The sequence below is a fragment of the Erythrobacter sp. SDW2 genome (assembly GCF_021431965.1).
In the GTDB taxonomy this organism is placed as follows: domain Bacteria; phylum Pseudomonadota; class Alphaproteobacteria; order Sphingomonadales; family Sphingomonadaceae; genus Parerythrobacter.
This window is the reverse complement of the sequence record NZ_CP090370.1, coordinates 1,260,345-1,281,478: the sequence shown is the minus strand read 5'-3', so window position 1 is coordinate 1,281,478 and position 21,134 is coordinate 1,260,345. Positions and strand designations below refer to the sequence as shown.

The following is a 21,134-nucleotide window of genomic DNA, read 5'->3' as shown; positions in this document are numbered from 1 at the left end:
ACGTGCACTGTTTTATCCATATAACACACATGCTCAATATCCTCTCTTTCCTGATCGGACTCGTCTCGCTGGTGATCGTCATCCCGGCGACCATCCCGCTACTCGGCTGGGCCAACTGGATCGCGCTGCCGCTGATCGTCATCGGCGTGGTGCTCGGCGCGCTGTCGTCGAAGAACGGCGGACGCAATTTCTGCCTGATCGTCGGGCTGATCGCCGTGGTGCGGCTGAGCCTGGGCGGCGGAATTCTCTAACCCGCCAGCGCCCGCTGGGCCGCCTTGGCAAACAGCGTCGGAAGGCCAGCTTCTGTAAGCCGCTCGAGCGGCCACCATTCGCCCTGTCCCGGCATGTCGTTGTTCCCGGCACATGCCAAGACCTCGAGTTCGATCTCGAAGTGGGTGAAGCCGTGCCGCACGACCCCGCGTGAGGCCCATTCGCCCGGTAGCGGCGGCTCGCCATGGCCGTCGCCGCGCGCGCTCCAGCCATCGTCCGGCAGCGCCCGCATCCCGCCCAGCATGCCGCTGCCCTGCCGCCGCACCAGCCACACTGCGTCCTCGCGGACGATCCAGAACGCACGCCCTTGCCGCACCGGCCGCGCCTTCTTGGCCGGTTTGACCGGAAACCGCTCCGGGTCGAGCGTGCGAGCCGTGCAGTGACTTGCCAGCGGGCACAGCAGGCACTGCGGCTGGCGCACGGTGCAGACCTGCGAGCCGAGGTCCATCATCGCCTGCGCGAAATCGCCGGCGCGCCCGGCGGGTGTGATCGTATCGGTCGCCGCACGGATCGCCTTGCGCGCCCGTGGCAGGGGGTCATCGATAGCGAACAGCCGCGAGACCACCCGCTCGACATTGGCATCGACCACCACCGCCCGTTGGCCGAAAGCAATCGCGGCAATGGCCGCCGCCGTATAGTCGCCGACGCCAGGCAACTGGCGCAACTCAGCCTCGCTTTCGGGAAAGCCGCCCCGCGCCGCCACTTCCCGAGCGGCCTTCAGCAGGTTGCGGGCGCGCGAATAATACCCCAGCCCGGCCCAGGCAGCCATCACCGCTTCCTCCGGCGCAGCTGCGAGCGCTTCCACACTCGGCCAGGTCGCGGTGAACTTCTCGAAATAGGGCTTCACCGCCGCCACGGTGGTCTGCTGCAACATGATTTCGCTCAGCCACACGCGGTAGGGATCGGGCGCGGGCGCACCCGGCCGCGCCCGCCACGGCAGGCCGCGCGCGTGGCGGTCATACCAACCGAGCAATGCTGTCGGGATCGTGTTGTCGCTGGCAGTCACGCGTCGCCTATGGCATGGGCGATCGCACGATGGAACGTGGCAAGAAGACTAGCCCCAGCAAGGCCTCAAGCAGCGAAGCGGTAGGCCGGTCAAAAGGCGTAAGGCCGTTCGAACGGCCAAGGGGCATGGGGGCCAAGGCCGTGGGTGACCTGATGCCGCAAATCGGCCGCACCGCCTTCCGCCGGTTCGGCTTCGTGCAAAGCTCCGTCGTCACCCGCTGGCCCGAGATCGTCGGTGACCGCCACGCCAGGATCTGCGCCCCGGAAGCGATCCGCTTCCCTCCAGGCGAAAAGGCCGAGGGTATCCTGCAACTGGTCGTTGTGCCCGCCCATGCGCCGATCATCCAGCACGTGATTCCGGAGATCATCGAGCGGGTGAACCGTTTCTTCGGCTACAACGCGGTGGCGCGGGTCAAGCTGCGGCAAGGCACGGTTAAGGCGCAGGATGCTGCAAGCCGCCCTACGGCGCCGCCGTCGCTCAAACCCATTCCGATAGAATTGGGGGACAGCTTGCGCGATATCGGCGATCCGGAAATGCGGGCCGTGCTCGAAGGTCTGGCGCGCAGCCTGGGGCAACAGGAGGAACGAGAGAAATGATCGCAACCCGCCTGCTCGGGGCAGGTCTGGCGCTGGTCGCGGGGGCTGCGCTGACCGCGCAGACCCGGAACTGGGTCAACGAGGTCGAGCGCACGGATACCTCGCACATCATCGGCGACCCCGCCGCCACCAGAACGCTGACCGAATTCGTCAGCTACACCTGCCCGGCCTGCGCCACTTTCTCGCGCATGGGTGAGGAAGTGGTCAAGCTGGGCTATGTCGCGCCGGGCAAGCTCAAGTTCGAAGTGCGCTATCTCCAGCGCAACGAGATCGATGTCGCCCTTACCATGGCCGCCTGGTGCGGCGGCAAGGACAAGTTCAAGGGCATCCACAGCGCGATCATGTGGTCGCAGCCGCAGTGGCTGCCCAAGGTGCAGATGGCCAGCACCACCCAGCAAGGCCGCTGGTTTACCGGCCCCGGTCCGAGCAAGCGCCGCGCGATCATGTGGGATCTCGAAATCTACCAGTTGCTGGAGCCGAAAGGCGTCAGCCGCGGCGAGCTTGACGCCTGCATGGCTGACGATGCCTTCGCCGCCAAGCTGTCCGCAACCTCCACCGCCGACATGGCCAAATACGGCATCGACAGCACGCCCAGCTTCGCGCTCGACGGCAAGACGCTGGACCACGTCCACGACTGGGCTTCGCTCGCGCCGCTGCTGGCAGGCATCCAGACACCGCTTTACGGCCCGCAATAGGCCGTCCCTGCGGACCGTATTTGTGGGAAGCCCTGTGGATACTAAGCCTGTTGACCACTAACACCCTTTTCACCGCGCGATTCTCCCGGCTAGCCTTTCCCATTCGACAAAGGACCCCTTGCATCATGACGATCCTTCGCCGCCTGACATTCGCCGCCCTTGCCGCGCCGCTGGCACTGGGCCTTGCCGCTTGCGGCTCCGACACAACCGAGGGCGAAGTGCCCGAGGGCGCCAAGGTCGAGAGCGTCGCCCCGCCGGCCGGGACCACCTGGTCCAACACGGCCGTCGTGACGCCCGAAAGCGGCTACATGATCGGCAACCCCGATGCCCCGATCAAGCTGATCGAGTATGGCTCGCTGACCTGCCCGGCCTGCGCCGCTTTCGCGGAGGAAGGGTTCGAAGCGCTCAAGACCGAATATGTCGATTCCGGCCGTGTCAGCTTCGAATTCCGCAGCTTCCTGATCCATGGCCCGCCCGATCTCGTGCTGACCCGCCTCGCCGAGTGCGGCCTGGCCGAAGCAGTGATCCCGCGCGCCGACCAGGTGTGGCTCAACATCGAGACCATCGTCCCCAATTTCCAGGCGGCCGATCCCAAGACCCTCGACCTGCCGGAAGATCAGCGTTTCGTGGCCTATGCCGAAGGGGCGCAGATCTATGACTTCTTCGCCAAGCTCGGCCTGAACCGTGACGAGGCCCGTGCCTGTCTCGCCGACACCAAGGCGATCGAGCGACTGGCCAATGCCTCGCAGGCCAATGCCGAAAAGGACGGCGTCGACCGGACCCCGACCTTCCTCGTCAACGGCCGCAAGGTCGAAGCCAGCAACTGGGCACAGCTCGAACCCATCCTCCAGCGCGCCGGGGCCCGGTAAGGCGCCCTGATGCAGATCCGGCGGCTCAAGCTTAGCGGTTTCAAAAGCTTCGTTGAGCCTGCCGAACTGCAGATCGAGCCGGGGCTGACGGGCGTCGTCGGCCCCAATGGTTGCGGCAAGTCCAACCTGCTCGAAGCGATCCGCTGGGTCATGGGGGAAACCTCGGCCAAGTCGATGCGCTCGGGCGGAATGGACGATGTCATCTTCGCCGGGACCGAAACCCGCCCGCAGCGCGATTTCGCCGAAGTCGTGCTACAGGGCACCGACAGCAACGGCGAGGAACTGGAAGTGACCCGCCGGATCGAGCGTGGCGCCGGCAGTGCCTATCGCGTCAACGGGCGCGATGTGCGCGCCAAGGACGTGGCCCTCACCTTCGCCGATGCCGCCACCGGGGCGCATAGCCCGGCGCTGGTGAGCCAGGGCAAGATCGCCCAGGTCATCTCGGCCAAGCCGGTCGAGCGGCGCATGATGCTGGAGGAAGCCGCGGGGATCGCGGGCCTTCACGTGCGCAAGCGCGATGCCGAGAGCAAGCTGCGCTCGACCGAGAAGAATCTCGAACGGCTCGAGGATCTGATGGCCGGGCTCGACAGCCAGATCTCCTCGCTGCGGCGGCAGGCCAAGCAGGCCGAACGCTATACCAAGCTGACCGACGAGATTTCGCTGGCCGAAGCGCGGCTGGTGTTCGCCCGCTGGCGCGATGCGGCGGCGGCGGCGGAAGCGGCGCGGGCCGAGGCCAAGGGTGCCGAGGCACGGGTGCTGGAAGCCCAGGCCGAGGTGGAAGCGGCGCAGAAGGCGCAGCGCGAAGCCGCCGAGAAGCTGGCCGAAGCGCGCGAGGAGCAGGCCGACCGCCGCGACGATGCCAGCGCGCACGGCCACCGCATGGCGGCGCTGACCAGCCAGCTGGAGGCTGCCGAACAGCGGCTGGCCGATCTCGACCGGCAGAAGGCGCGGCTGGAGGAGGACCGGGTCGAGGCGGACCGGATGACCCGCGATGCAGCCGATGCGCTCAAGCGGCTGGAGCAGGATCTGCTGGCTGGCGAGGCTCTGCTGGCGGAGGACGAGGCTCGCCGGCCGGCTCTTGCAGCGAAGCTGGAAGATACCGAACGTGCCAGCCGCGCTGCCGAACTGGCGCTGGCCAAGGCGACTGCCGACCATGCCGGGGTCGAGGCCGAATGGCGCGTGGCCGGGGCCGCGATCGAACAGGCCGAGGCCCGGCTGGCCCGGCTCGACCGCGATGCCGAGCGGCAGGCGCAAACTCGCGCGGCCTTGGCCGAAGGTGGCGATCCGGAGGCGGCGGTCGAGGAGGCCAAGGCTGCGGCGGAGGCTGCGACCCGCGAACTTGCTCGCTTGCGTGACGAACTGGAGGCGCAGCGCAGTCGCAAGGAAGCGCTGCAACAGGCGCGCGATGCCGCCGCCGATGCCTTGTCGGCTGCACAGGCCGAACTGACGGGGCTGGAACGCGAATTCTCCGCGCTCGACCGCGACCGGCAGGCGCGCGAGAAGCAGGCGGCGGGGCGGCAGGGCCTGCCCGCCGCGCTCGACAAGATCCGTGCCGCGCCGGGATACGAGCGCGCGGTTGCTGCGGTGCTGGGCCGCGAAGGCAAGGCACCGCTGGGCCGGCCGGAGGGCGATCCCGAGGGCAGTTTCTGGACCGGGAGCGAGGCACCGAAACAGGTATCCGACAGCCTTGCGGCGCATGTGCTCGACTGCCCGCCGCAGCTCGCCGCGCGGCTGGCGCTGGTGCATGTGGCCGAAGCCGATGACGGGCAGGTGCTCGATCCGGGCGAGTGGCTCGTCACCAAGGCCGGCGCGCTGCGGCGCTGGGACGGGCTGGTGGCCCGCGGCCAGGGTGCGGCGGAAGCGGCGCGGCTTGAGGCAGCGAACCGGCTGGCCGAGCTCGAAGCGGCACTCCCGGCCAAACGCGCCGCACGCGAAGAAGCACAGGCGGCCCAGGCCAAGGCGCAGGACGAATTGTCCGAGCTCCAGCGCGGGCTGGTTGCTGCCGAACGCGGTGTCGGCGAGGCCGCCGAGCGCGAGCGGCAGGCGCTGCGGGCGCTCGACCAGGCCGAGGCTGCGCGCGAGCGGATCGCGGCGCGGCTGGCGGAACTGAAGGAGAGCGAAGCCGATCTTGCCGAGCAGCGCAAGCAGGCCGATGCCGATCTCTTCGCCGCGCAGGACAAGCGCGCCGCCCTGCCCGATCCCGCCGCCGGTCGTGCGCAGCTTGAAGCCGCCCAGGCGAGGAACGACGCCGCCCGCTCGGCCATGCAGGCCGCCACCGCCGAACTCGCCGCACATGACCAGGGTCTCGCCGTCGCGCGCGAACGCACCGCAGCCCAGCGCGCCGAGAAGGCCAGCTGGCAGGCCCGCTCAGGCGAAGCGGCGCAGCGCCTTGCGGGCATGGAAGCCCGCTTCGAGGAAATCGAGGCCGAACGCGCCGTCACCGCCGCCAAGCCCGAAGGGCTGATGCGGGAGATCGAGCAGGGCGATATCGTCCGTGCGCGGCTAGGCGAGGAACTCGCCGCCGCCAATGCCGCGGTCGAGGAAGCGCAAGCCGCCGCCAATGCGGCAGACCGCGAGCTTGCCCATATCACGGAACGCCTTGCGACGACGCGCGAAACCCGCGCCACGCTGGTCGCGCGGGCCGAGAACGAGGAAGCCCGCCGTGCGGAAATGGCCCGCATTTCGGGCGAACGCTTCCAGTGCCCCCCGCCTCTGCTGGCGGAAAAGTTCGCCTTCGAGGCCGAACGAGTCCAGTCGAAGGAAGCCGAGGCCGAGGAAATGGACCGGCTGGTCGCCAGCCGCGAGCGGATCGGGCCGGTCAACCTCGTCGCTGCCGATGAACTCGCGCGGATCGAGCAGGAGCACGGTGCCAGCGCCGCCGAGCAGGCCGAACTGGTCGAAGCCGTGCACCGCCTGCGCGGCAGCATCGGCAACCTCAACCGAGAAGGCCGCCAGCGGCTGCAGGCCGCGTTCGAGCAGGTCAACACCCATTTCCAGGAACTGTTCACCAAGCTGTTCCAGGGCGGCCATGCCCATCTGGCGCTGATCGATAGCGACGATCCGCTCGAGGCCGGGCTGGAAATCTACGCCCAGCCGCCGGGCAAGAAGCTGCAATCGCTCACCCTGCTCTCGGGCGGCGAGCAGGCGCTAACCGCAACGGCATTGATCTTCGCACTGTTCTTAACCAATCCGGCACCCATCTGCGTGCTCGACGAAGTCGATGCGCCACTCGACGATGCCAATATCGACCGCTTCTGCGACCTGCTCGATTCGATGGTGCAGGAGACCGACACCCGCTACCTCATCGTCACCCACAACGCCGTGACCATGAGCCGTATGCACCGCCTGTTCGGCGTGACCATGGTCGAACGCGGCATCAGCCGCCTCGTCAGCGTGGACCTGCAGGAAGCCGAACTGATGGCGGCGGAGTAGGTTGGCGGCGCAAGACATCTATGATCCGGCCTATGTGCGGGATGTGTTCGACCGCTGCTCTGACAAGTACATCACCTTCTCCTACGTCTGTTCGATGGGGTTCACCGAGCGCTGGCGCAAGCAATGCGTGGCAATGCTTGATCTGCCCGACGGGCCGCTGTCCGGCTACGACCTGATGGCCGGGACCGGCGAAGTCTGGCCGCACTTGCTGGAACGCTTTCCGAATATCGACGATATTCGCGCGGTCGATATCTCGTCCGGCATGCACAAGCGGGCATTAGAACGGCTCCATGCCATGCGCGCCCATCGGATCAGCTTCATTGAGGACGATGTCCTTGCTAGCGATTTGCTCCCGCAAAGCGCCGATTTCGTCATTTCCACCTTTGGCCTGAAGACGTTCAATCGCACCCAGCACAAGAAACTTGCCGCGCTAGCGGCGCGGGTGCTCAAGCCCGGAGGCAGCTTTGCGTTCATCGAGGCATCCGATCCCATTGGATGGTTTCTGCGACCGCTCTATCTCTTCCACCTGAAGTTCGTGCTTCCGGTGGTGGAAAGAATCCTCCTGCGCGGGGCCCAGGACTTTTCGATGATCGGTGCCTATTCGACCAACTTCGGGAATGCACAGGGCTTTGCCCAGGATCTTGCCGCGAACGGCCTTCAGGTCGAGTATCGCAAATTCTTCTTCGGATGCGCGACCGGCGTCTGCGGTCGCAAGCCCGACTAAGCCCCCACCGCAGCCGCAAGGCGTTCGCGGATACCCTTCAGCTCAGCAATGATTTCCGCGGCGACGGGTGCCGACTCACCAGGCTTGACTGCACTCGTTTCGAGAACGGGCGCCTGCGGCGCATGTTCTTCAGCCACTTCCGCTTCAGGCGCGCTGGCTGTGGCAGGTTCGCCAAGGACAGCTTTCCCCTCCTCGATCGCCTGCCGCGCGCCTTTCAGCGTGTAGCCTTCGCGGTTGACCAGCCGGTCGATGGTTTCGACCAGCGCAACGTCTTCGGGGCGATAGTATCGCCGCCCGCCGCTGCGCTTCAATGGCTGAAGCATGGGGAACTGTTCTTCCCAGTATCGCAGGACATGGGGCTTGAGACCCAGCGCCTGCCCGACTTCGCCGATGGTGCGCAGAGCGCCGTCTTCCTTGCCATCGTCGAATGTGGTCACGTTCAGCCTCCCTTGGCGATACGTTCCCGCAATAGCTGGCTGGCGCGGAAAGTCATGACCCGGCGGGGAGTTATCGGCACTTCGACGCCGGTTTTGGGGTTGCGGCCGATGCGTTCCTTCTTGTCGCGCAGGACGAAGCTGCCGAAGCCCGAGATCTTGACGTTTTCCCCGTTCTTCAGCGCCTCGGTCATGTGACTCAGGATCGCTTCGACCATGTCGAGCGATTCGGCCCGGCTGAAACCCATCTTGCGGTTGATGGCCTCCGCCAGGTCGGCGCGTGTCAGCGTTCCCACCGATCGTGACATCGGCCTACTCCCTGTTGTTGCTCCAGATGCGTGGTGGCGACCCGATAAACACTACGCGCATCAAGCCTATCCAATCTGGCGCATTTCTGCAACGCCAGCGGGAGAAGAAATCGTTTGTCGGCGCTATTTTAGCCTCCGAAACCTGTGTGGCATACCAGTTCGGGACTAGAGCCGGGCGAGGCACGCACCCCAGGTGAAGCCGCCGCCCATGGCTTCGAACATCACCAGGTCACCGGGCTTGATACGCCCGTCCTGCACCGCCGCGTCGAACGCCAGCGGTACCGATGCGGCCGAGGTATTGGCGTGCCGGTCAACCGTAACCACCACCTTCTCCATCGGCAGGCCGAGCTTGCGAGCGGTCGCGTCGAGGATGCGGGCATTGGCCTGGTGCGGTACGACCCAGTCGATGTCGGCAGCCGAAACACCCGCTTCTTCAAGCACTTCGTTGAGAACGTCGGCCAGGTTGACCACGGCATGGCGGAACACCTCGCGCCCCTTCATGCGCAGCTGGCCGACGGTCTGGGTGGTCGACGGTCCGCCATCGACATAGAGCAGGTCATGCTGCGTCCCGTCGGCATGGAGGCGGCTGGCGATGATGCCCGGACCGCTTTCGTCGCCCTCGACCGCCTCGAGCACAACTGCGCCCGCCCCGTCGCCGAACAAGACGCAGGTGGTGCGGTCTTCCCAGTCGAGGATACGGCTGAAGGTTTCCGCGCCGATTACCAGCGCTTTCTTCGCCGCACCGGTGCGCAGCAGCGAATCGGCCGTGGTCAGCGCGTAGAGGAAGCCCGAACATACCGCCTGCACGTCGAACGCGATGCAACCGGCACAGCCCAGCGCCGCCTGCACCTTGGTGGCGGTGGCGGGAAAGGTGTTGTCGGGCGTGGCGGTGGCGAGGATGATCAGCCCGATCTCGTTCGCCTCGATCGCGGCAGCGGCGAGCGCCTTGCGCGCAGCTTCGATCGCGAGGCTCGACGTGGTCTCGTCCTCCCCTGCGATATAGCGCTGGCGGATGCCGGTCCGCTCGACGATCCATTCGTCGCTGGTATCGACCTGCGCGGCAAGCTCGGCATTGGTGACGCAGCGCTGCGGCAGGGCCGAACCGCTGCCCCGGATCACCGAACGGATCACTTGGCGTCCCCGCCCGTGCCGTTGCCGTTGCCGTTGCCTGTGGCATGCCACATCCGGTCGCCCAACTCGTGCAGGTCCGATGCGATCCGCTGCGTGAGGTTGTCTTCCAGCAGCCGCGCCGCAACAGCGACGGCATTGGCAACGCCGCTGGCATTGGCGCTGCCGTGGCTCTTTACCACCACCCCGTTGAGGCCGAGGAAGACCGCACCATTGTGGTTGTTGGGATCGAGATGGTGCCGCAGCAGTTCGGTCGCCGGGCGCGACACGAGGAAGCCGAACTTCGATCGGATCGAACTGGTGAAGGCGCGCCGCAGCAGGTCGGTGACGAAGCGCGCGGTGCCTTCGATCGCCTTGAGAGCGATATTGCCGGAGAAGCCGTCAGTCACCACCACGTCGACCTCGCCGCGGTTGATCTTGTCCGATTCGATGAAGCCATCGAACTTCAGCTCCAGCCCGCTGGCTTCCTGCAACTGCGCCGCCGCCTCGCGCAGGCGGTCGAAGCCCTTGATCTCTTCCGTGCCGATATTGAGCAGGCGCACACGCGGCCGCTCACGGCCCGTCAGGATGCGCGAATAGGCCGCGCCCATGATGGCGAACTGGACGAGGTTGCGCGCATCCGCCTCGGTATTGGCACCGAGGTCGAGCATGATGACGTCGTTGTCGCCCAGCGTCGGCATGATGCCGGCGAGCGCCGGCCGGTCGATGCCGGGCATGGTCCGCAGCGCCAGCTTGCTCATCGCCATCAGCGCGCCGGTGTTGCCGGCACTGACCGCAGCGCCGGCATCGCCGGCTTTCACCGCATTGACCGCGAGGCCCATGCTGGTGGTCTTGGCCCGGCGCAGTGCCTGGGTCGGGATCTCGTCACCGCCGACCACATCGTCGCAATGGAGGATCTCGGACGCACCGCGCATATTGGGGTGCGTTTCCAGCGCGCGTTCGATGCGCGCCTGGTCGCCGACCAGCAGGAACTTGAACCGGTCGTGCCGACGGCGGGCCTCGGCCGCACCGTCGATCATCACGCGCACGCCTTCATCACCGCCCATCGCATCGATGGCGATACGCGGCAGGCTCATGGCGTTCTCCCTCTAAAGGGTATTACAGGCTCGGGGCGAGGACTTCGCGGCCGTTGTAGAAGCCGCAGTGACCGCACAGGTTGTGCGGACGCTTGAGTTCGCCGCAGTTGCTGCATTCGTGGAAGGCTTCGACCTTCAGCGAATCATGCGAACGGCGGTTGCCACGGCGATGCGGCGATACTTTTCTCTTAGGGACAGCCATGGCGGCACCTGTTCCTTGAATTCGTTCAAATTGTCTAAGTCAAAGCCGCACTAGGCGAAGCCACCGCAGCGCACAAGTGCGCCGGTATCGGGGGGCCGACCCTGACGGGAAGACGCGCCCTATAGCCGAATCCTGCCGACTTGCAAGCCATCACCGGACTCTTTGCGTGGCGGCATTGCACGGGGCCACAGCAACGGGTAGCCGATCGAAACCGAACCGGAAAGGGAGAGTTCCGTCATGCTTAGCGTCACCGCCGTGCTTCCCGTCACCCTCTGCGCCGCCGCCGCTGCCGCGATCATCAATCTCTGGCTGGGGATTCGCGTCGGCCAAATGCGCGGCAAGCTCAAGGTCTCGATCGGTGACGACGCCGGCGGGCCACTCACCGCACGGATGCGGGCCCAGCTCAACTATGTCGAAAACACCGCCTTCGTCCTGATCCTGATCGCCGCCATCGAGTTGAGCGGGCGCGGCCAGCCCTGGCTGGCCTGGGTCGCCGCCATCTACATGCTCGGCCGGGTGGCCCATGGTCTGGGAATGGATGGCGGCGCGCTGGGCAAAGGCCGCATGATCGGCACGCTGATCACCATGCTCACCCAGATCGGACTCGCCGTGGTGGCAGTGCTGATCGTGCTGGGGGTGATGTAATTCTCCCCAATATGGGGAGGGGGACCGCGACGCGCAGCGGCGGGGTGGAGGGGCGAGCAATGCCCGTCATCACGCACAAGGGATTTGGCTAGCGCCTCTCGCCCCTCCACCATGCCGCGCATGGTCCCCCTCCCCATCACAAGTTGATGGGGAGGATGCTCAACCCAGCATGTAATCGCTGACGAACTGGTTGGTCTGGCGTTCGCGCCCGAAGGTGCTGGTTGGCCCGTGGCCAGGAATGAAGGTCACGTCGTTGCCCAGCGGCCACAGCTTCTGTGTGATCGCGTCGATCAGGTCCTGATGGTTGCCCATCGGGAAATCGGTGCGGCCGATCGAGCCGGCGAACAGCACGTCGCCGACCACGGCAAAGCGGCTCGGCGCGTGGTAGAAGACGACGTGGCCGGGGGTGTGACCGGGGCAATGGATGACATCGAGCTCGAGCTCACCGACCGTGACCTTGTCACCATCGACGAGCCAGCGGTCGGGCTCGAACACTTGCCCGCGGATGCCGTATTTGGCGCCGTCCTCGTCGAGGCGGCTGATCCAGAACCGGTCGGCCTCGTGCGGGCCTTCGATCGGCACGCCCAGTTCCTGCGCCAGCACGCCCGCCTCGCCGCAATGGTCGATATGGCCATGAGTGATGAGGATCTTCTCCAGCTCGACTCCGGTCTTGGCGAGGCCTTCCTTGAGCTTGGCCAGATCGCCGCCCGGATCGATCAGCGCCGCCTTGTTGGTTTTCGTGCACCAGATCAGCGAGCAGTTCTGCTGCAAGGGCGTGACGGGAATGATCCCGGCTTTCATTGGCGGCTGGGTGGCGGTTTCGGTCATGATGGGGATGTGGCTTGGCTTGCGATGAAGCGCAAGGGTCACACCCGCCCGCTCTTCCACACCACCCGGCCGATGACGTCGACCTCGTCAAGCGGCAGATCGACCGGGGGATAGGCGAGATTCTGGCTCAGCAGGCTGACGCGGTCCTGGCCGGATCGGGCGAGGCGCTTGACGCTGAGGGTCTCGCCGACGCGGACGACGTGGATGCCGTCGCGCCACGGGCCGGGGGTGCGGTCGACCAGCACTTCGTCGCCGTGGCGCAACAGCGGCTCCATCGAATCGCCCTCCACCGTCACCGCGCTGAGCATCTTGGGGTCGAGCCCGTTGTCGCGCAGCCAGCGGCCCGAGAAGCCGAAATTGTCGAACGGTGTCTCGCCGCCGGCAAACTGGCCGGGGCCGGCCGAGACAGCGATGGCGAGGCGCGGAACGGCGATGAACTCCTCGTCACGCAGCGCGCTCGACACTTTGTAGGATTTTTCCTCTGTTCCACCGAGTTCCGATTCGCTGATCCCGAAGAAATCAGCCAGGGTTCGCCGATCCCCTTCCTCCAGCTTCTTGGGGCTGCCCTTGCGGATGAATTGCTGCAAATAGCTGGAATTGCGTCCGATCAAGGCAGAAAGGCGCGACAGGCTGACCCCCATCCCGTCGGCCAGTTCGAGCAATCTGCGGCGGGGATCACCCGCTTCGGACGTTTCTGCGATCATGCGGTCATGCCTCCTATTTCCTACGTAGATGAAAGATTTTTCCTAGACAAGTAGGATTTCGCTTTGCACGAATCACTCCACGGACGGCGACTCGGCTTGGAGGTTCAAGGGACGCAATGCTTATCAGACGGATCGAAAAATTCCTGCGCGAACACGATATGCCAGCGACCAAGTTCGGTCGCCTGGCGACGCACGACCCGCGCTTCGTGCTCGACCTGCGCAACGGCAGGACCCCGCGCACCGACACGGAGCGCCGTGTCGACGGCTTCATGCGCAGCTACGGGGAGATGCGCCATGCGGGCTGATCCGATCGACCTTTCCACCGCCACCCGCACCGGTCGCCGCAGCACCGGCGAGCGTTTACGCGAAGCCGTTCTGGCGCTCGCCGGCGGTCATGGCGATGTGTTGCTCCACTCCGAAACTGCCTGGGCCAGCATCACCTTTACCGGAACACGGCACCGGCTGCGGATTGCCTTCGAGGGGGACGAGGCCGTTGCGGGCGGAGAGGAACTCGTCGCCGCCCTGCCCGAGCACGAGTTTGCCATCCCGCGCCAGCTGGTGGCCGATGCAGCGGTATGCGGGGTCGAAAGCAGGCTGGTTCCCGAGGTTCGCATGGTGGTGGAGTGCGAACTGCTGCTGCTGGAGGATGCGTAGGTCTAGGTTGTTGGGTTTTGGTGTGAACTTGGTGTGACCTTTCGGCGTCGGTGGATCGCAGAAGCAAGGCTTGAATCTACCTTCGTTCGCCCTGAGCCTGTCGAAGGGCAGGCGCAACGCTTCCGCAAGCTTCGTGGCTGGGCTTCGACACGCTCAGCCCGAACGAAAGGGAAAGGTTCGCCTAATACCCCAAGGTCAGGTCGAACTGCGGCTCGACCGCCTCGCCTGCGACATAGCGGTGACAGTTCGTCACGAACCTCTCGGCCGAGCGCTGGAACATCTTCGTCTGCGCCCGGCCGGACAGGTGCATGGTGACATGGGCATTGTCGAGCGACCACAGCGGGTCGTCGGCGGGCAGCGGTTCGGGCGTGGTCACATCGAGGAAGGCCCCGCCGATGCTCTTGGCCTCGAGCGCGGCCACCAGCGCCGGCTGGTCGACCACTTCGCCGCGGGCGATATTCACCAGCACGGCGTTGGGTTTCATGGCGGCGAGTTCGTCGGCGCCGATCATGCCGGTGGTCTCCGGCGTTGCGGGTACGGCGAGGATGACCCAGTCGAATTCGCCGAGCTTGCCGCGCCACTGGTCGGGCGTCAGCACGCCCTCTTGTCCATTGGCACCGCCCGAGCGCCGCACCACCGTCACCTCGACATCGAAAGCTTCGAGTCGCGGCTTGATAAGCTGCCCGATCGCGCCATAGCCGAGCAGCAGCGCCTTCGACCCGGCCAGTTCGATCTTGCCCGGCGAATCGAGCAGCCACTCGTGCCGCTCCTGCGCCCGGACCACTTCGCGGTAGCCCTTGGCATGGACCAGCATCCCCATCACGACATATTCGGCGATGGTGATGGCGTTGATGCCGACACCATTGGTGACTGTGACCCCACGCTCCCGCATCAGTTCGTGCGGCAGGAAGTCGAGCCCGGCATAGATCGAGCTGAACCACTTGAGCTTCCCGGCCCGATTGACCGCCTCGACCATCATCGCCTTGTTGTCGAGATCGAACCAGCCGATCTCCGCCTCGGGTGCCAGCTCCAGCAATTCCTCGACAGAGGTGAAGAACTTCGCTTCTATGGCATCCGGCAGATGCGGTTCGACCAGCGGTCGGACGAGAGCGGACAGGACAGCAACGGGCATGCGGCACCTCTGGCGTTTTCTTTTGAAACTTTCTCCTAGCGGGAATGGCCGGGCGGGCAAGCGGCGATGAACGGCCATGCGGTGGCCCGACATGCGATCGTCGACGGCTTCCTGGCCGGGGATGTGGCGGAGGCGCTGCTCGACCATGCGCTGCAGAACGAGGCGCTGTTCCAGCCGGCGCTGGTGCGGGCGGGGGGCGGCTATCGCGTATCGGAGGAGGACCGGCAGGCCTTTTCCATGAGTGACCTTGGCCCGGCCGGCCCGCATTTCACCGCGGCTATCGAGGCGCATTTCGAACATCTGTGCCGCGAGGTCGGGCTCGCCCCGTTCCCCATCGCCGCGTGGGATGTGGAAATGGCCGCGCATCGCGACGGCGGCTTCTTCCACGAACATATCGACACCATGACCGCCGAGAACCGGCCCGGGCAGCCGGGCGACCGGATCATCAGCCTGGTCTATTACCTGCATCGCCCCGGCGCAGGCTTCACCGGCGGCGAACTGGTTCTGCGGCCCTTCTTCGGCAATGACAGCGAAGCCCGGGTCGCGCCCATACACAATCGGCTGGTCGCCTTCCCCTCCTTCGCCCGGCACGAGGTCGAGCCGACCCATGTCCCCGACAATGCCTGGGAAGACGCGCGTTTTTCGATTAACTGCTGGCTGCTGCGGGCGCGCTGACTGCGAGAAAAAGCCTCGCAAACTCAAATTTTTACGACTGGGAGAGCTTTGCGAAAGGGGCTGCCGGGTAAGGACGTGACTGCACCTGTTCACTCACACGGGGCACCGCGGGGCCGCATATCCCACCCCAACACACCGACTGCGGCCCCCTACCCTTTTCTCCCTCAAGGATCGGGCGGCAGGCTCAGCGTTGCGCGAAATTCGAACGGTCGTGTGACCAGTGGCGGCACATGCGCGGCATCGGGATGCGCGGGGTTCATCATCACCACATCGGCTTCGGGCAAGACGGCCGAGCGCACCGCCGCCAGCAGCGAACGGCCCGACGCGAGCCAGTCGTCGCCGATACGGCGCTTGTCGGCCCGATCCGAGACGAAGGGCAGGCGTTCGGGGACGGCATCGATCTCGGTCCAGCCGAGCAGGTAGTCGTCATCAATCCCGCTCAGGTCACGCGGCAGGTAGCGCAGCACCACCAGCACCGCGAGGCCGGGTTCCGAAGCGAAGTTGACCACCGGCCGCCCCGGCGAAACCCACCGCGCACCGTGCTTCACCGGCCCCGACCCGTCGAGCGCCAGAAACGGCGCACGGGTGAGCCGCCAGAGTTTCAAGAGAGCTTCCACTCCCAGCCAAGCGGGTCACCGTCCATCACCTCGACGCCCTTGGCCGCGAGTTCGTCGCGCAGCGCGTCGGAGCGGGCGAAGTCCTTGGCGGCGCGGGCCACCTTGCGCTCGGCCAGCGCGGCTTCGATTTCGGCTTCGGTGATCTGCGCGGACTTAGGGCGGATGCGGAGGTCTGCGCGGGTGAGAGAGGTCAGACCGAAGCCAAGAACACTATCGAACCGGTCAACGACCGCTCTGCGAACGACGTTGTGAATGTCGGGTAGCGACACGAAGTTTTCGAGAACGGTCAATGCCACTGATGTGTTCAAATCATCCGAAAGCGCGGCGTCAAACTTGTCCCAGAGCTCTAAAACTGCTTCGGATGGCTTGATGGGTTGACCAATAATCACAGTGCTGAGGCTTGCTCGGTCAATCGTATCGAGCGGAATTAGGTCCATCTGATCCGGACCAAGCGGCGACGCTGAATCGGCAAAGCGGGATACCGCAATCACCATCCGCTTCAGCCGCACCAATGCCGCTTCCAGCCCCTCCCACGAGAACTCCAGCTCGCTGCGATAATGCGCTTGCAGGCACATCATGCGGTAGGCGAGCGGGTGGAAGCCCTTGTCGATCAGCAGTTGCAGCCGCAGGAACTCGCCCGAGGACTTGGACATCTTGCCCGACCGTTCGACCAGGAAGTTGTTGTGCATCCAGATCTTCGCGCCCGAATTGCGCGCGTCGTCCAAGCCATTCGTGCAGCAGTAAGCCTGGTTCTGGGCGATCTCGTTGGGGTGGTGGATCTCGCGGTGGTCGATCCCGCCGGTGTGGATGTCGAACGGGAAGCCGAGCAGCGCCTCGCCCATCACCGAGCATTCGAGATGCCAGCCGGGCGCGCCCTTGCCCCAAGGGCTGTCCCATTCCATCTGCCGCGTCTCGACCGGCGGGGTCTTGCGCCAGATGGCAAAGTCGGCGGCGTTGCGCTTTCCTTCGACGCTCTCGATGCGGCCTTCGCCTTCATCGGTGACGGCACGCGCCAGCCGCCCGTAATCGGCCACGGTCGAGACATCGAAATAGAGCCCGCTCTCTAGCTCGTAGCAATGCCGTGGCGCGATCCGCTCAGCCCACGCGATCATCGCCTCGACAAATTCGGTCGCGCGCGGGTGCTGCTTGGGCTGCACGTTGAGCCGGGCGAGGTCGCGCTCGAAATCCTCCTGGTAGAATTTGGCGATGTCCCACGCGCTCTTGCCCTCGCGCGCGGCCATTTTCTCCATCTTGTCCTCGCCCTCGTCGGCGTCGGAGGTGAGGTGGCCGACATCGGTGATGTTGATCACATGGGTGAGCTTGTAACCCTTCCACTGCAGCGTCCGCCCGAGCGTGTCGGCGAACACGTAAGCGCGCATATTGCCGATGTGTTGGTAGTTGTAGACCGTCGGGCCGCATGAATAGACCCGCGCCTCCGGCGGTTGAGCCGGATCACCAACAACGCCGGGGTGGACGGGCTGGAATTCCTCCAGCTGGCGGGTCAGGCTGTTGAACAGCTTGAGAGGCGTGTCGGTCATGCGGGGCGTGATACAGTCACGTCATCCCAGCGCAAGCTGGGATCTGCCTGCGTTGTAGTGTCAAGCCGAGAGAGATCCCAGCTTCCGCTGGGATGACGGATGGGATCACCACCCCTCCCACCGCACGCTCTCGCTCAAGGGCGCGCGGGCGACGGTGAAGTTGTTCACCGGCGCATCGGGGTCGCGGTAGCCGATGGCGACGCCGCAGAAAAAGATGTGATCCTCTGGAATGTCCACCATCTCGCGGATTTGCGGGGTGTAGACCGCCCACGCCTCCTGGAAGCAGGTGTCGAGCCCTTCCTCGCGGCACAGCAGGCCGATGGTCTGGAGCCACATGCCGATATCGCTCCACTGCGGCGGGCCCATGTAGCGCGGCGTGTGGACCAGCATCAGCACCGGCGCCCCGAAGGCACGGAAGTTGTTGGCGAACCACATCAGCCGCTGGCCCTTGTCCTCCTTGGCGATTTGGAGCGCGCCATACATGTCCTCGCCCACCCCGCGGCGGCGCTGCTCATAGGCGCCGTCAAGTTCGGGCGGATAGACGTTGTATTCGGGCGCAAAGGCCTCGCGGCCCTTGGGCAGGTCCTGCGCGATGCGGGCAAACAGCGCCTGCATCGGCGCGCCGGTCAGGACGATCCCATGCCACGGCTGGGTGTTCCCGCCGGAAGGGCTGCGCTGCGCGGTTTCGAGGATGCGGATGAGCACCTCGCGCTCGACGGGCTTGTCGAGGAAAGCGCGCACGGAACGGCGGGTCTGGACGGCTTCGGTGACATTCATAGTGGCCCCATTCAAAGCAGGTTGGGAATATCTCGTGCGCCGTGGAATACCCGGGCAATCTCGACATGATCGCCAGCGACGCGAAACAGAATGACGTAGGGTCGGTGCAAGGCAGATCGCAGCTCGGGATGCCATTCCTCCCGCGCGGGAAAGGACAATGGGCGCTCGGCTATTACTCGGAACTTCGTGGTGAGTTCATCGACGAACGACAGTGCTCTCGATGGATTGTCCTCGGCGATATGACGGCCAATGTCGACAAGGTCACGCCGCGCCTCATCGGAAACGCGGTACTTCATGCAGCTTCGTCGTGGGCCTGTTCGCGCACCAGCTTGGCGACATAATCACGCAATTCCTGCATCACTGTCTCACCATCATGGAACGGTCCGGCGAGCCCTTTTTCGATCTCTTCACGGAATTTGGCCAGCGCTGCTTCGCGGCGTTCCTGCTGGCCGATCCAGTCGCGCATCGCCTCGCGCACGATCTCGCTGGTGGTCGCGTATTCCCCCGACTCGACCGCCGCGCGCAGCTTGGCGACCATTTCCTCGGGCATGGTGACGGTGATGCGTTCGAGCTTAGCCATGCGCATACTTTATCATACGATGTGTGATTGGGGCAATCACCACGAGCATCTTTACCTCTTTCTATGCCAATGGAAGCCCCAACTCCGCAGCTTTGGCTTTGAGATAACCTGTAGCCATTTCACCAAGCAACTTTACGCTCCATGACCCTAGCTGCGAAGCGCCAGCTTTTGTTTTCGCCCAAATCTCCGGATCACGGATTTTGTCGAGAAACTCATGCCCCTCCCACGTAACCCGCAAGAGACCCCTTTGGGGTTCATCGATGAGCCCGCCAGATTTCAGCATGCTGATGTGGCCGAGGGTCAGTTCCTCATCATCGCGAAATATCTTGAAGCCTAGGAGACGGATTAGTCGATCTTCATGCGCCTCCATCCACAAAAGGATTTCGCGGATCAGATCCATATCCCGCTTCATTTAATTATCCGTCCTCACTCCACCTCGAACAAATCAGCCAGCTGCTCGATAATCGTCCCGCCCAGTTGTTCGACATCCATGATCGTCACTGCGCGCTTGTAGTAGCGGGTCACGTCATGCCCGATGCCGATGGCGACGAGTTGCACCGGGGACTGCTTCTCGATCCAGTCGATCACCTTGCGCAGATGGCTTTCGAGGTATCCGGCGCTGTTGACGCTGAGGGTGCTGTCGTCGACCGGGGCGCCGTCGCTGATGACCATCAGGATGCGGCGATCCTCCGGTCGGGCGATCAGGCGGTTGTGCGCCCATAGCAACGCCTCGCCGTCGATGTTTTCCTTCAGCAGCCCTTCGCGCATCATCAGGCCGAGGTTGCGGCGGGCGCGGCGCCAGGGTTCGTCGGCCTTCTTGTAGAGGATATGGCGCAAATCGTTGAGGCGGCCGGGCTGCGCCGGCTTGCCGTCGGCCAGCCATTTTTCGCGGGACTGCCCGCCCTTCCACGCGCGGGTGGTGAAGCCGAGAATCTCGGTCTTGACCCCGCAGCGTTCGAGCGTGCGGGCGAGGATATCGGCGCTGATCGCGGCGATGCTGATCGGGCGGCCGCGCATGCTGCCCGAATTGTCGATCAGCAGGGTGACGATGGTGTCCTTGAACTCGGTATCGCGCTCGATCTTGTAGCTGAGCGAGTGGCCGGGGCTGATGACCACGCGGGCGAGCCTTGCGGCATCGAGCAGCCCTTCCTCCTGGTCGAAATCCCAGCTGCGGTTCTGCTGCGCCATCAGGCGGCGCTGGAGCCGGTTGGCGAGCCGCGTCACCACGCCCTGAAGACCGGTCAGCTGGCTGTCGAGATAGGCGCGCAGCCGGTCCAGTTCCTCGGCATCGCACAGCTCGGGCGCTTCGACGACTTCGTCGAAGGCCTCGGTGAAGGCCTTGTAGTCGAAGTTTTCGGGCAGGTCGGTCCACGGGCGGTTGGGGCGGACCGGCATCATGCCTTCCTCGCCCTCGTCGCCGGCCTCGCCATCGGCCATTTCGTCGCTGGCTTCGACTTCGCTCTCGCCGTCGGCCTCGCCGTCCTGCTGCTCGCCGGCCATTTCGGCGGGTTGCGGCTGCTGGTCGCCGGCGGCTTCGTCCTCGTCGCCCTCGTCCTGCTCGTCCTCGCCCTGTTGGTCGTCCTCTCCGTTCTCGCCCGCATCATCGGGCGCGTCGGTCGGCTGGGTCAGCTCGAGATGCTGGAGCATGTCGAGCGCGAGCGACTGGAACGCTTTCTGGTCGCCGAGCGAATCGGCCAGCGCTTCGAAGTCGCCGCCGGTGCGGGCCTCGATGAATTCGCGGACCATCTCCACGCCCGCCTTGGCCCGGTCGGGGATCGGCTTGCCGGTCAGCGCCTCGCGCAGCATCAGGCCGAGCGCGGTCTGGAGCGGGACCTCGCTTTCGTTCTGGGCGCGGGCGATGGGATCGGTCGCGGTGCGCAGCTCGACCGCGGCATCGAGATTGCCGGAGATGCCGCTGTAGGCGTTCGAACCGATCGCCTCATAGCGGACCTGCTCGACCATATCGTAACAGGCGCGGGCAATCGGCTCGGAAGGTGCGCCGCGATCGTGCAGCGCCTGGTTATGGTGGCGCAGCTTGAGTGCGAAACTGTCGGCGAATCCCCGCGCTTCGGCAGCCTGTTCGCGCGGGACATTGCGGCCGGGCAAGGGAACGCGGAAGTTCTTGCCCTGCGAACTGGGGCTGTCGGCGCTCCACGCCACTTCGACCTCGGGCTCATGCGCGAGCGCGCGTGCCGTGCCGGTCAGGGCGCGCTTGAACTGGTCGAGGGGAGATTCGTCGCTCAA

Annotated in this window: 26 protein-coding genes; 10 read left to right on the top strand and 16 right to left on the bottom strand. The window is 65.3% G+C overall.

All coding sequences use genetic code 11. The features are described 5' to 3' along the window. Positions 1-29: 29 nt before the first annotated feature. On the top strand, positions 30-251 hold the full coding sequence (locus tag LY632_RS06225; RefSeq protein ID WP_234092937.1) for a hypothetical protein: 222 nt from the start codon (positions 30-32) through the stop codon (positions 249-251). On the opposite strand, the gene LY632_RS06220 is transcribed toward LY632_RS06225, so the two are convergent. Beyond that, entirely contained in the window at positions 248-1,276 is a 1,029-nt protein-coding gene (locus LY632_RS06220; protein ID WP_234092936.1) for an A/G-specific adenine glycosylase, read from the bottom strand. The two genes, LY632_RS06225 and LY632_RS06220, sit on opposite strands and share 4 nt — an antisense overlap. A gap of 14 nt (positions 1,277-1,290) precedes the next feature. Between LY632_RS06220 and LY632_RS06215 the strand changes: the two genes are divergently transcribed. The 5 genes from LY632_RS06215 (at position 1,291) to LY632_RS06195 (ending at position 7,592) form a co-directional block, all read left to right on the top strand. Beyond that, positions 1,291-1,872 carry a DUF721 domain-containing protein gene (locus tag LY632_RS06215; protein WP_234092935.1) on the top strand — a complete coding sequence of 194 codons (582 nt, stop codon included), beginning with the start codon at positions 1,291-1,293 and terminating at the stop codon, positions 1,870-1,872. Continuing rightward, positions 1,869-2,567 carry a thioredoxin domain-containing protein gene (locus tag LY632_RS06210; protein ID WP_234092934.1) on the top strand — a complete coding sequence of 233 codons (699 nt, stop codon included), beginning with the start codon at positions 1,869-1,871 and terminating at the stop codon, positions 2,565-2,567. The genes LY632_RS06215 and LY632_RS06210 overlap by 4 nt, the downstream gene beginning before the upstream one ends. 125 nt (positions 2,568-2,692) lie before the next feature. Continuing rightward, complete coding sequence (locus LY632_RS06205) at positions 2,693-3,436, top strand: thioredoxin domain-containing protein (RefSeq protein ID WP_234092933.1); 744 nt, start codon at positions 2,693-2,695, stop codon at positions 3,434-3,436. A gap of 9 nt (positions 3,437-3,445) precedes the next feature. Next, on the top strand, positions 3,446-6,868 hold the full coding sequence (locus LY632_RS06200) for a chromosome segregation SMC family protein (protein WP_234092932.1): 3,423 nt from the start codon (positions 3,446-3,448) through the stop codon (positions 6,866-6,868). Between the two features lies 1 nt (position 6,869). After that, positions 6,870-7,592 (top strand): class I SAM-dependent methyltransferase, encoded by a 723-nt coding sequence (locus LY632_RS06195; protein WP_234092931.1) that lies wholly within the window; start codon positions 6,870-6,872, stop codon positions 7,590-7,592. Here the strand turns inward: LY632_RS06195 and LY632_RS06190 are convergent. From LY632_RS06190 to rpmF, 5 genes are all read right to left on the bottom strand, one after another. Continuing rightward, positions 7,589-8,029: a MerR family transcriptional regulator gene (locus tag LY632_RS06190; protein WP_234092930.1), complete on the bottom strand. Its 441-nt coding sequence runs from the start codon at positions 8,027-8,029 to the stop codon at positions 7,589-7,591. The two genes, LY632_RS06195 and LY632_RS06190, sit on opposite strands and share 4 nt — an antisense overlap. A 2-nt stretch (positions 8,030-8,031) precedes the next feature. Further along, complete coding sequence (locus LY632_RS06185; protein ID WP_234092929.1) at positions 8,032-8,334, bottom strand: integration host factor subunit alpha; 303 nt, start codon at positions 8,332-8,334, stop codon at positions 8,032-8,034. A gap of 165 nt (positions 8,335-8,499) precedes the next feature. Then, entirely contained in the window at positions 8,500-9,465 is a 966-nt protein-coding gene (locus tag LY632_RS06180; protein WP_305040830.1) for a beta-ketoacyl-ACP synthase III, read from the bottom strand. After that, positions 9,462-10,538: a phosphate acyltransferase PlsX gene (plsX, locus tag LY632_RS06175; RefSeq protein WP_234092928.1), complete on the bottom strand. Its 1,077-nt coding sequence runs from the start codon at positions 10,536-10,538 to the stop codon at positions 9,462-9,464. The genes LY632_RS06180 and plsX overlap by 4 nt, the downstream gene beginning before the upstream one ends. A gap of 22 nt (positions 10,539-10,560) precedes the next feature. After that, entirely contained in the window at positions 10,561-10,740 is a 180-nt protein-coding gene (gene rpmF / locus LY632_RS06170; protein ID WP_234092927.1) for a 50S ribosomal protein L32, read from the bottom strand. 237 nt (positions 10,741-10,977) lie between these two features. Here rpmF and LY632_RS06165 point away from each other — a divergent pair, with 237 nt between their 5' ends. Beyond that, entirely contained in the window at positions 10,978-11,385 is a 408-nt protein-coding gene (locus tag LY632_RS06165; protein WP_234092926.1) for an MAPEG family protein, read from the top strand. Between the two features lie 159 nt (positions 11,386-11,544). Here LY632_RS06165 and LY632_RS06160 read toward each other — a convergent pair whose 3' ends face one another. Further along, positions 11,545-12,213: an MBL fold metallo-hydrolase gene (locus tag LY632_RS06160; RefSeq protein ID WP_305040829.1), complete on the bottom strand. Its 669-nt coding sequence runs from the start codon at positions 12,211-12,213 to the stop codon at positions 11,545-11,547. A gap of 38 nt (positions 12,214-12,251) precedes the next feature. Continuing rightward, a complete protein-coding gene (locus LY632_RS06155; RefSeq protein ID WP_234092925.1) occupies positions 12,252-12,917 on the bottom strand; it encodes a S24 family peptidase in 666 nt (221 codons plus the stop codon). 116 nt (positions 12,918-13,033) lie between these two features. On the opposite strand from LY632_RS06155, the gene LY632_RS06150 reads away from it, so the two are divergent. Together LY632_RS06150 and LY632_RS06145 are read left to right on the top strand one after the other, a co-directional pair. Beyond that, positions 13,034-13,222 carry a hypothetical protein gene (locus tag LY632_RS06150; protein ID WP_234092924.1) on the top strand — a complete coding sequence of 63 codons (189 nt, stop codon included), beginning with the start codon at positions 13,034-13,036 and terminating at the stop codon, positions 13,220-13,222. Then, positions 13,212-13,571: a hypothetical protein gene (locus LY632_RS06145; protein ID WP_234092923.1), complete on the top strand. Its 360-nt coding sequence runs from the start codon at positions 13,212-13,214 to the stop codon at positions 13,569-13,571. The genes LY632_RS06150 and LY632_RS06145 overlap by 11 nt, the downstream gene beginning before the upstream one ends. Before the next feature lie 181 nt (positions 13,572-13,752). On the opposite strand, the gene LY632_RS06140 is transcribed toward LY632_RS06145, so the two are convergent. Beyond that, complete coding sequence (locus LY632_RS06140; protein ID WP_234092922.1) at positions 13,753-14,703, bottom strand: D-2-hydroxyacid dehydrogenase; 951 nt, start codon at positions 14,701-14,703, stop codon at positions 13,753-13,755. Positions 14,704-14,769: 66 nt separating this feature from the next. Between LY632_RS06140 and LY632_RS06135 the strand changes: the two genes are divergently transcribed. Beyond that, positions 14,770-15,378, top strand: coding sequence for a 2OG-Fe(II) oxygenase (locus tag LY632_RS06135; protein WP_234092921.1), 609 nt, complete (start codon positions 14,770-14,772; stop codon positions 15,376-15,378). A gap of 164 nt (positions 15,379-15,542) precedes the next feature. On the opposite strand, the gene LY632_RS06130 is transcribed toward LY632_RS06135, so the two are convergent. From LY632_RS06130 to cobT, 7 genes are all read right to left on the bottom strand, one after another. Continuing rightward, positions 15,543-15,983: an RES family NAD+ phosphorylase gene (locus tag LY632_RS06130; protein ID WP_234092920.1), complete on the bottom strand. Its 441-nt coding sequence runs from the start codon at positions 15,981-15,983 to the stop codon at positions 15,543-15,545. Next, positions 15,980-17,533 (bottom strand): cysteine--tRNA ligase, encoded by a 1,554-nt coding sequence (gene cysS / locus LY632_RS06125; RefSeq protein ID WP_234092919.1) that lies wholly within the window; start codon positions 17,531-17,533, stop codon positions 15,980-15,982. The genes LY632_RS06130 and cysS overlap by 4 nt, the downstream gene beginning before the upstream one ends. Before the next feature lie 105 nt (positions 17,534-17,638). After that, positions 17,639-18,310 (bottom strand): nitroreductase, encoded by a 672-nt coding sequence (locus tag LY632_RS06120; RefSeq protein ID WP_234092918.1) that lies wholly within the window; start codon positions 18,308-18,310, stop codon positions 17,639-17,641. 11 nt (positions 18,311-18,321) lie between these two features. Further along, positions 18,322-18,606 (bottom strand): type II toxin-antitoxin system RelE/ParE family toxin, encoded by a 285-nt coding sequence (locus LY632_RS06115; RefSeq protein ID WP_234092917.1) that lies wholly within the window; start codon positions 18,604-18,606, stop codon positions 18,322-18,324. Further along, a complete protein-coding gene (locus LY632_RS06110) occupies positions 18,603-18,890 on the bottom strand; it encodes a ribbon-helix-helix domain-containing protein (RefSeq protein WP_234092916.1) in 288 nt (95 codons plus the stop codon). Before LY632_RS06110 ends, LY632_RS06115 begins: the two co-directional genes overlap by 4 nt. Positions 18,891-18,951: 61 nt before the next feature. After that, complete coding sequence (locus tag LY632_RS06105) at positions 18,952-19,302, bottom strand: DUF2513 domain-containing protein (protein ID WP_234092915.1); 351 nt, start codon at positions 19,300-19,302, stop codon at positions 18,952-18,954. 14 nt (positions 19,303-19,316) lie between these two features. Continuing rightward, positions 19,317-21,134: a cobaltochelatase subunit CobT gene (gene cobT, locus LY632_RS06100; RefSeq protein ID WP_234092914.1), complete on the bottom strand. Its 1,818-nt coding sequence runs from the start codon at positions 21,132-21,134 to the stop codon at positions 19,317-19,319.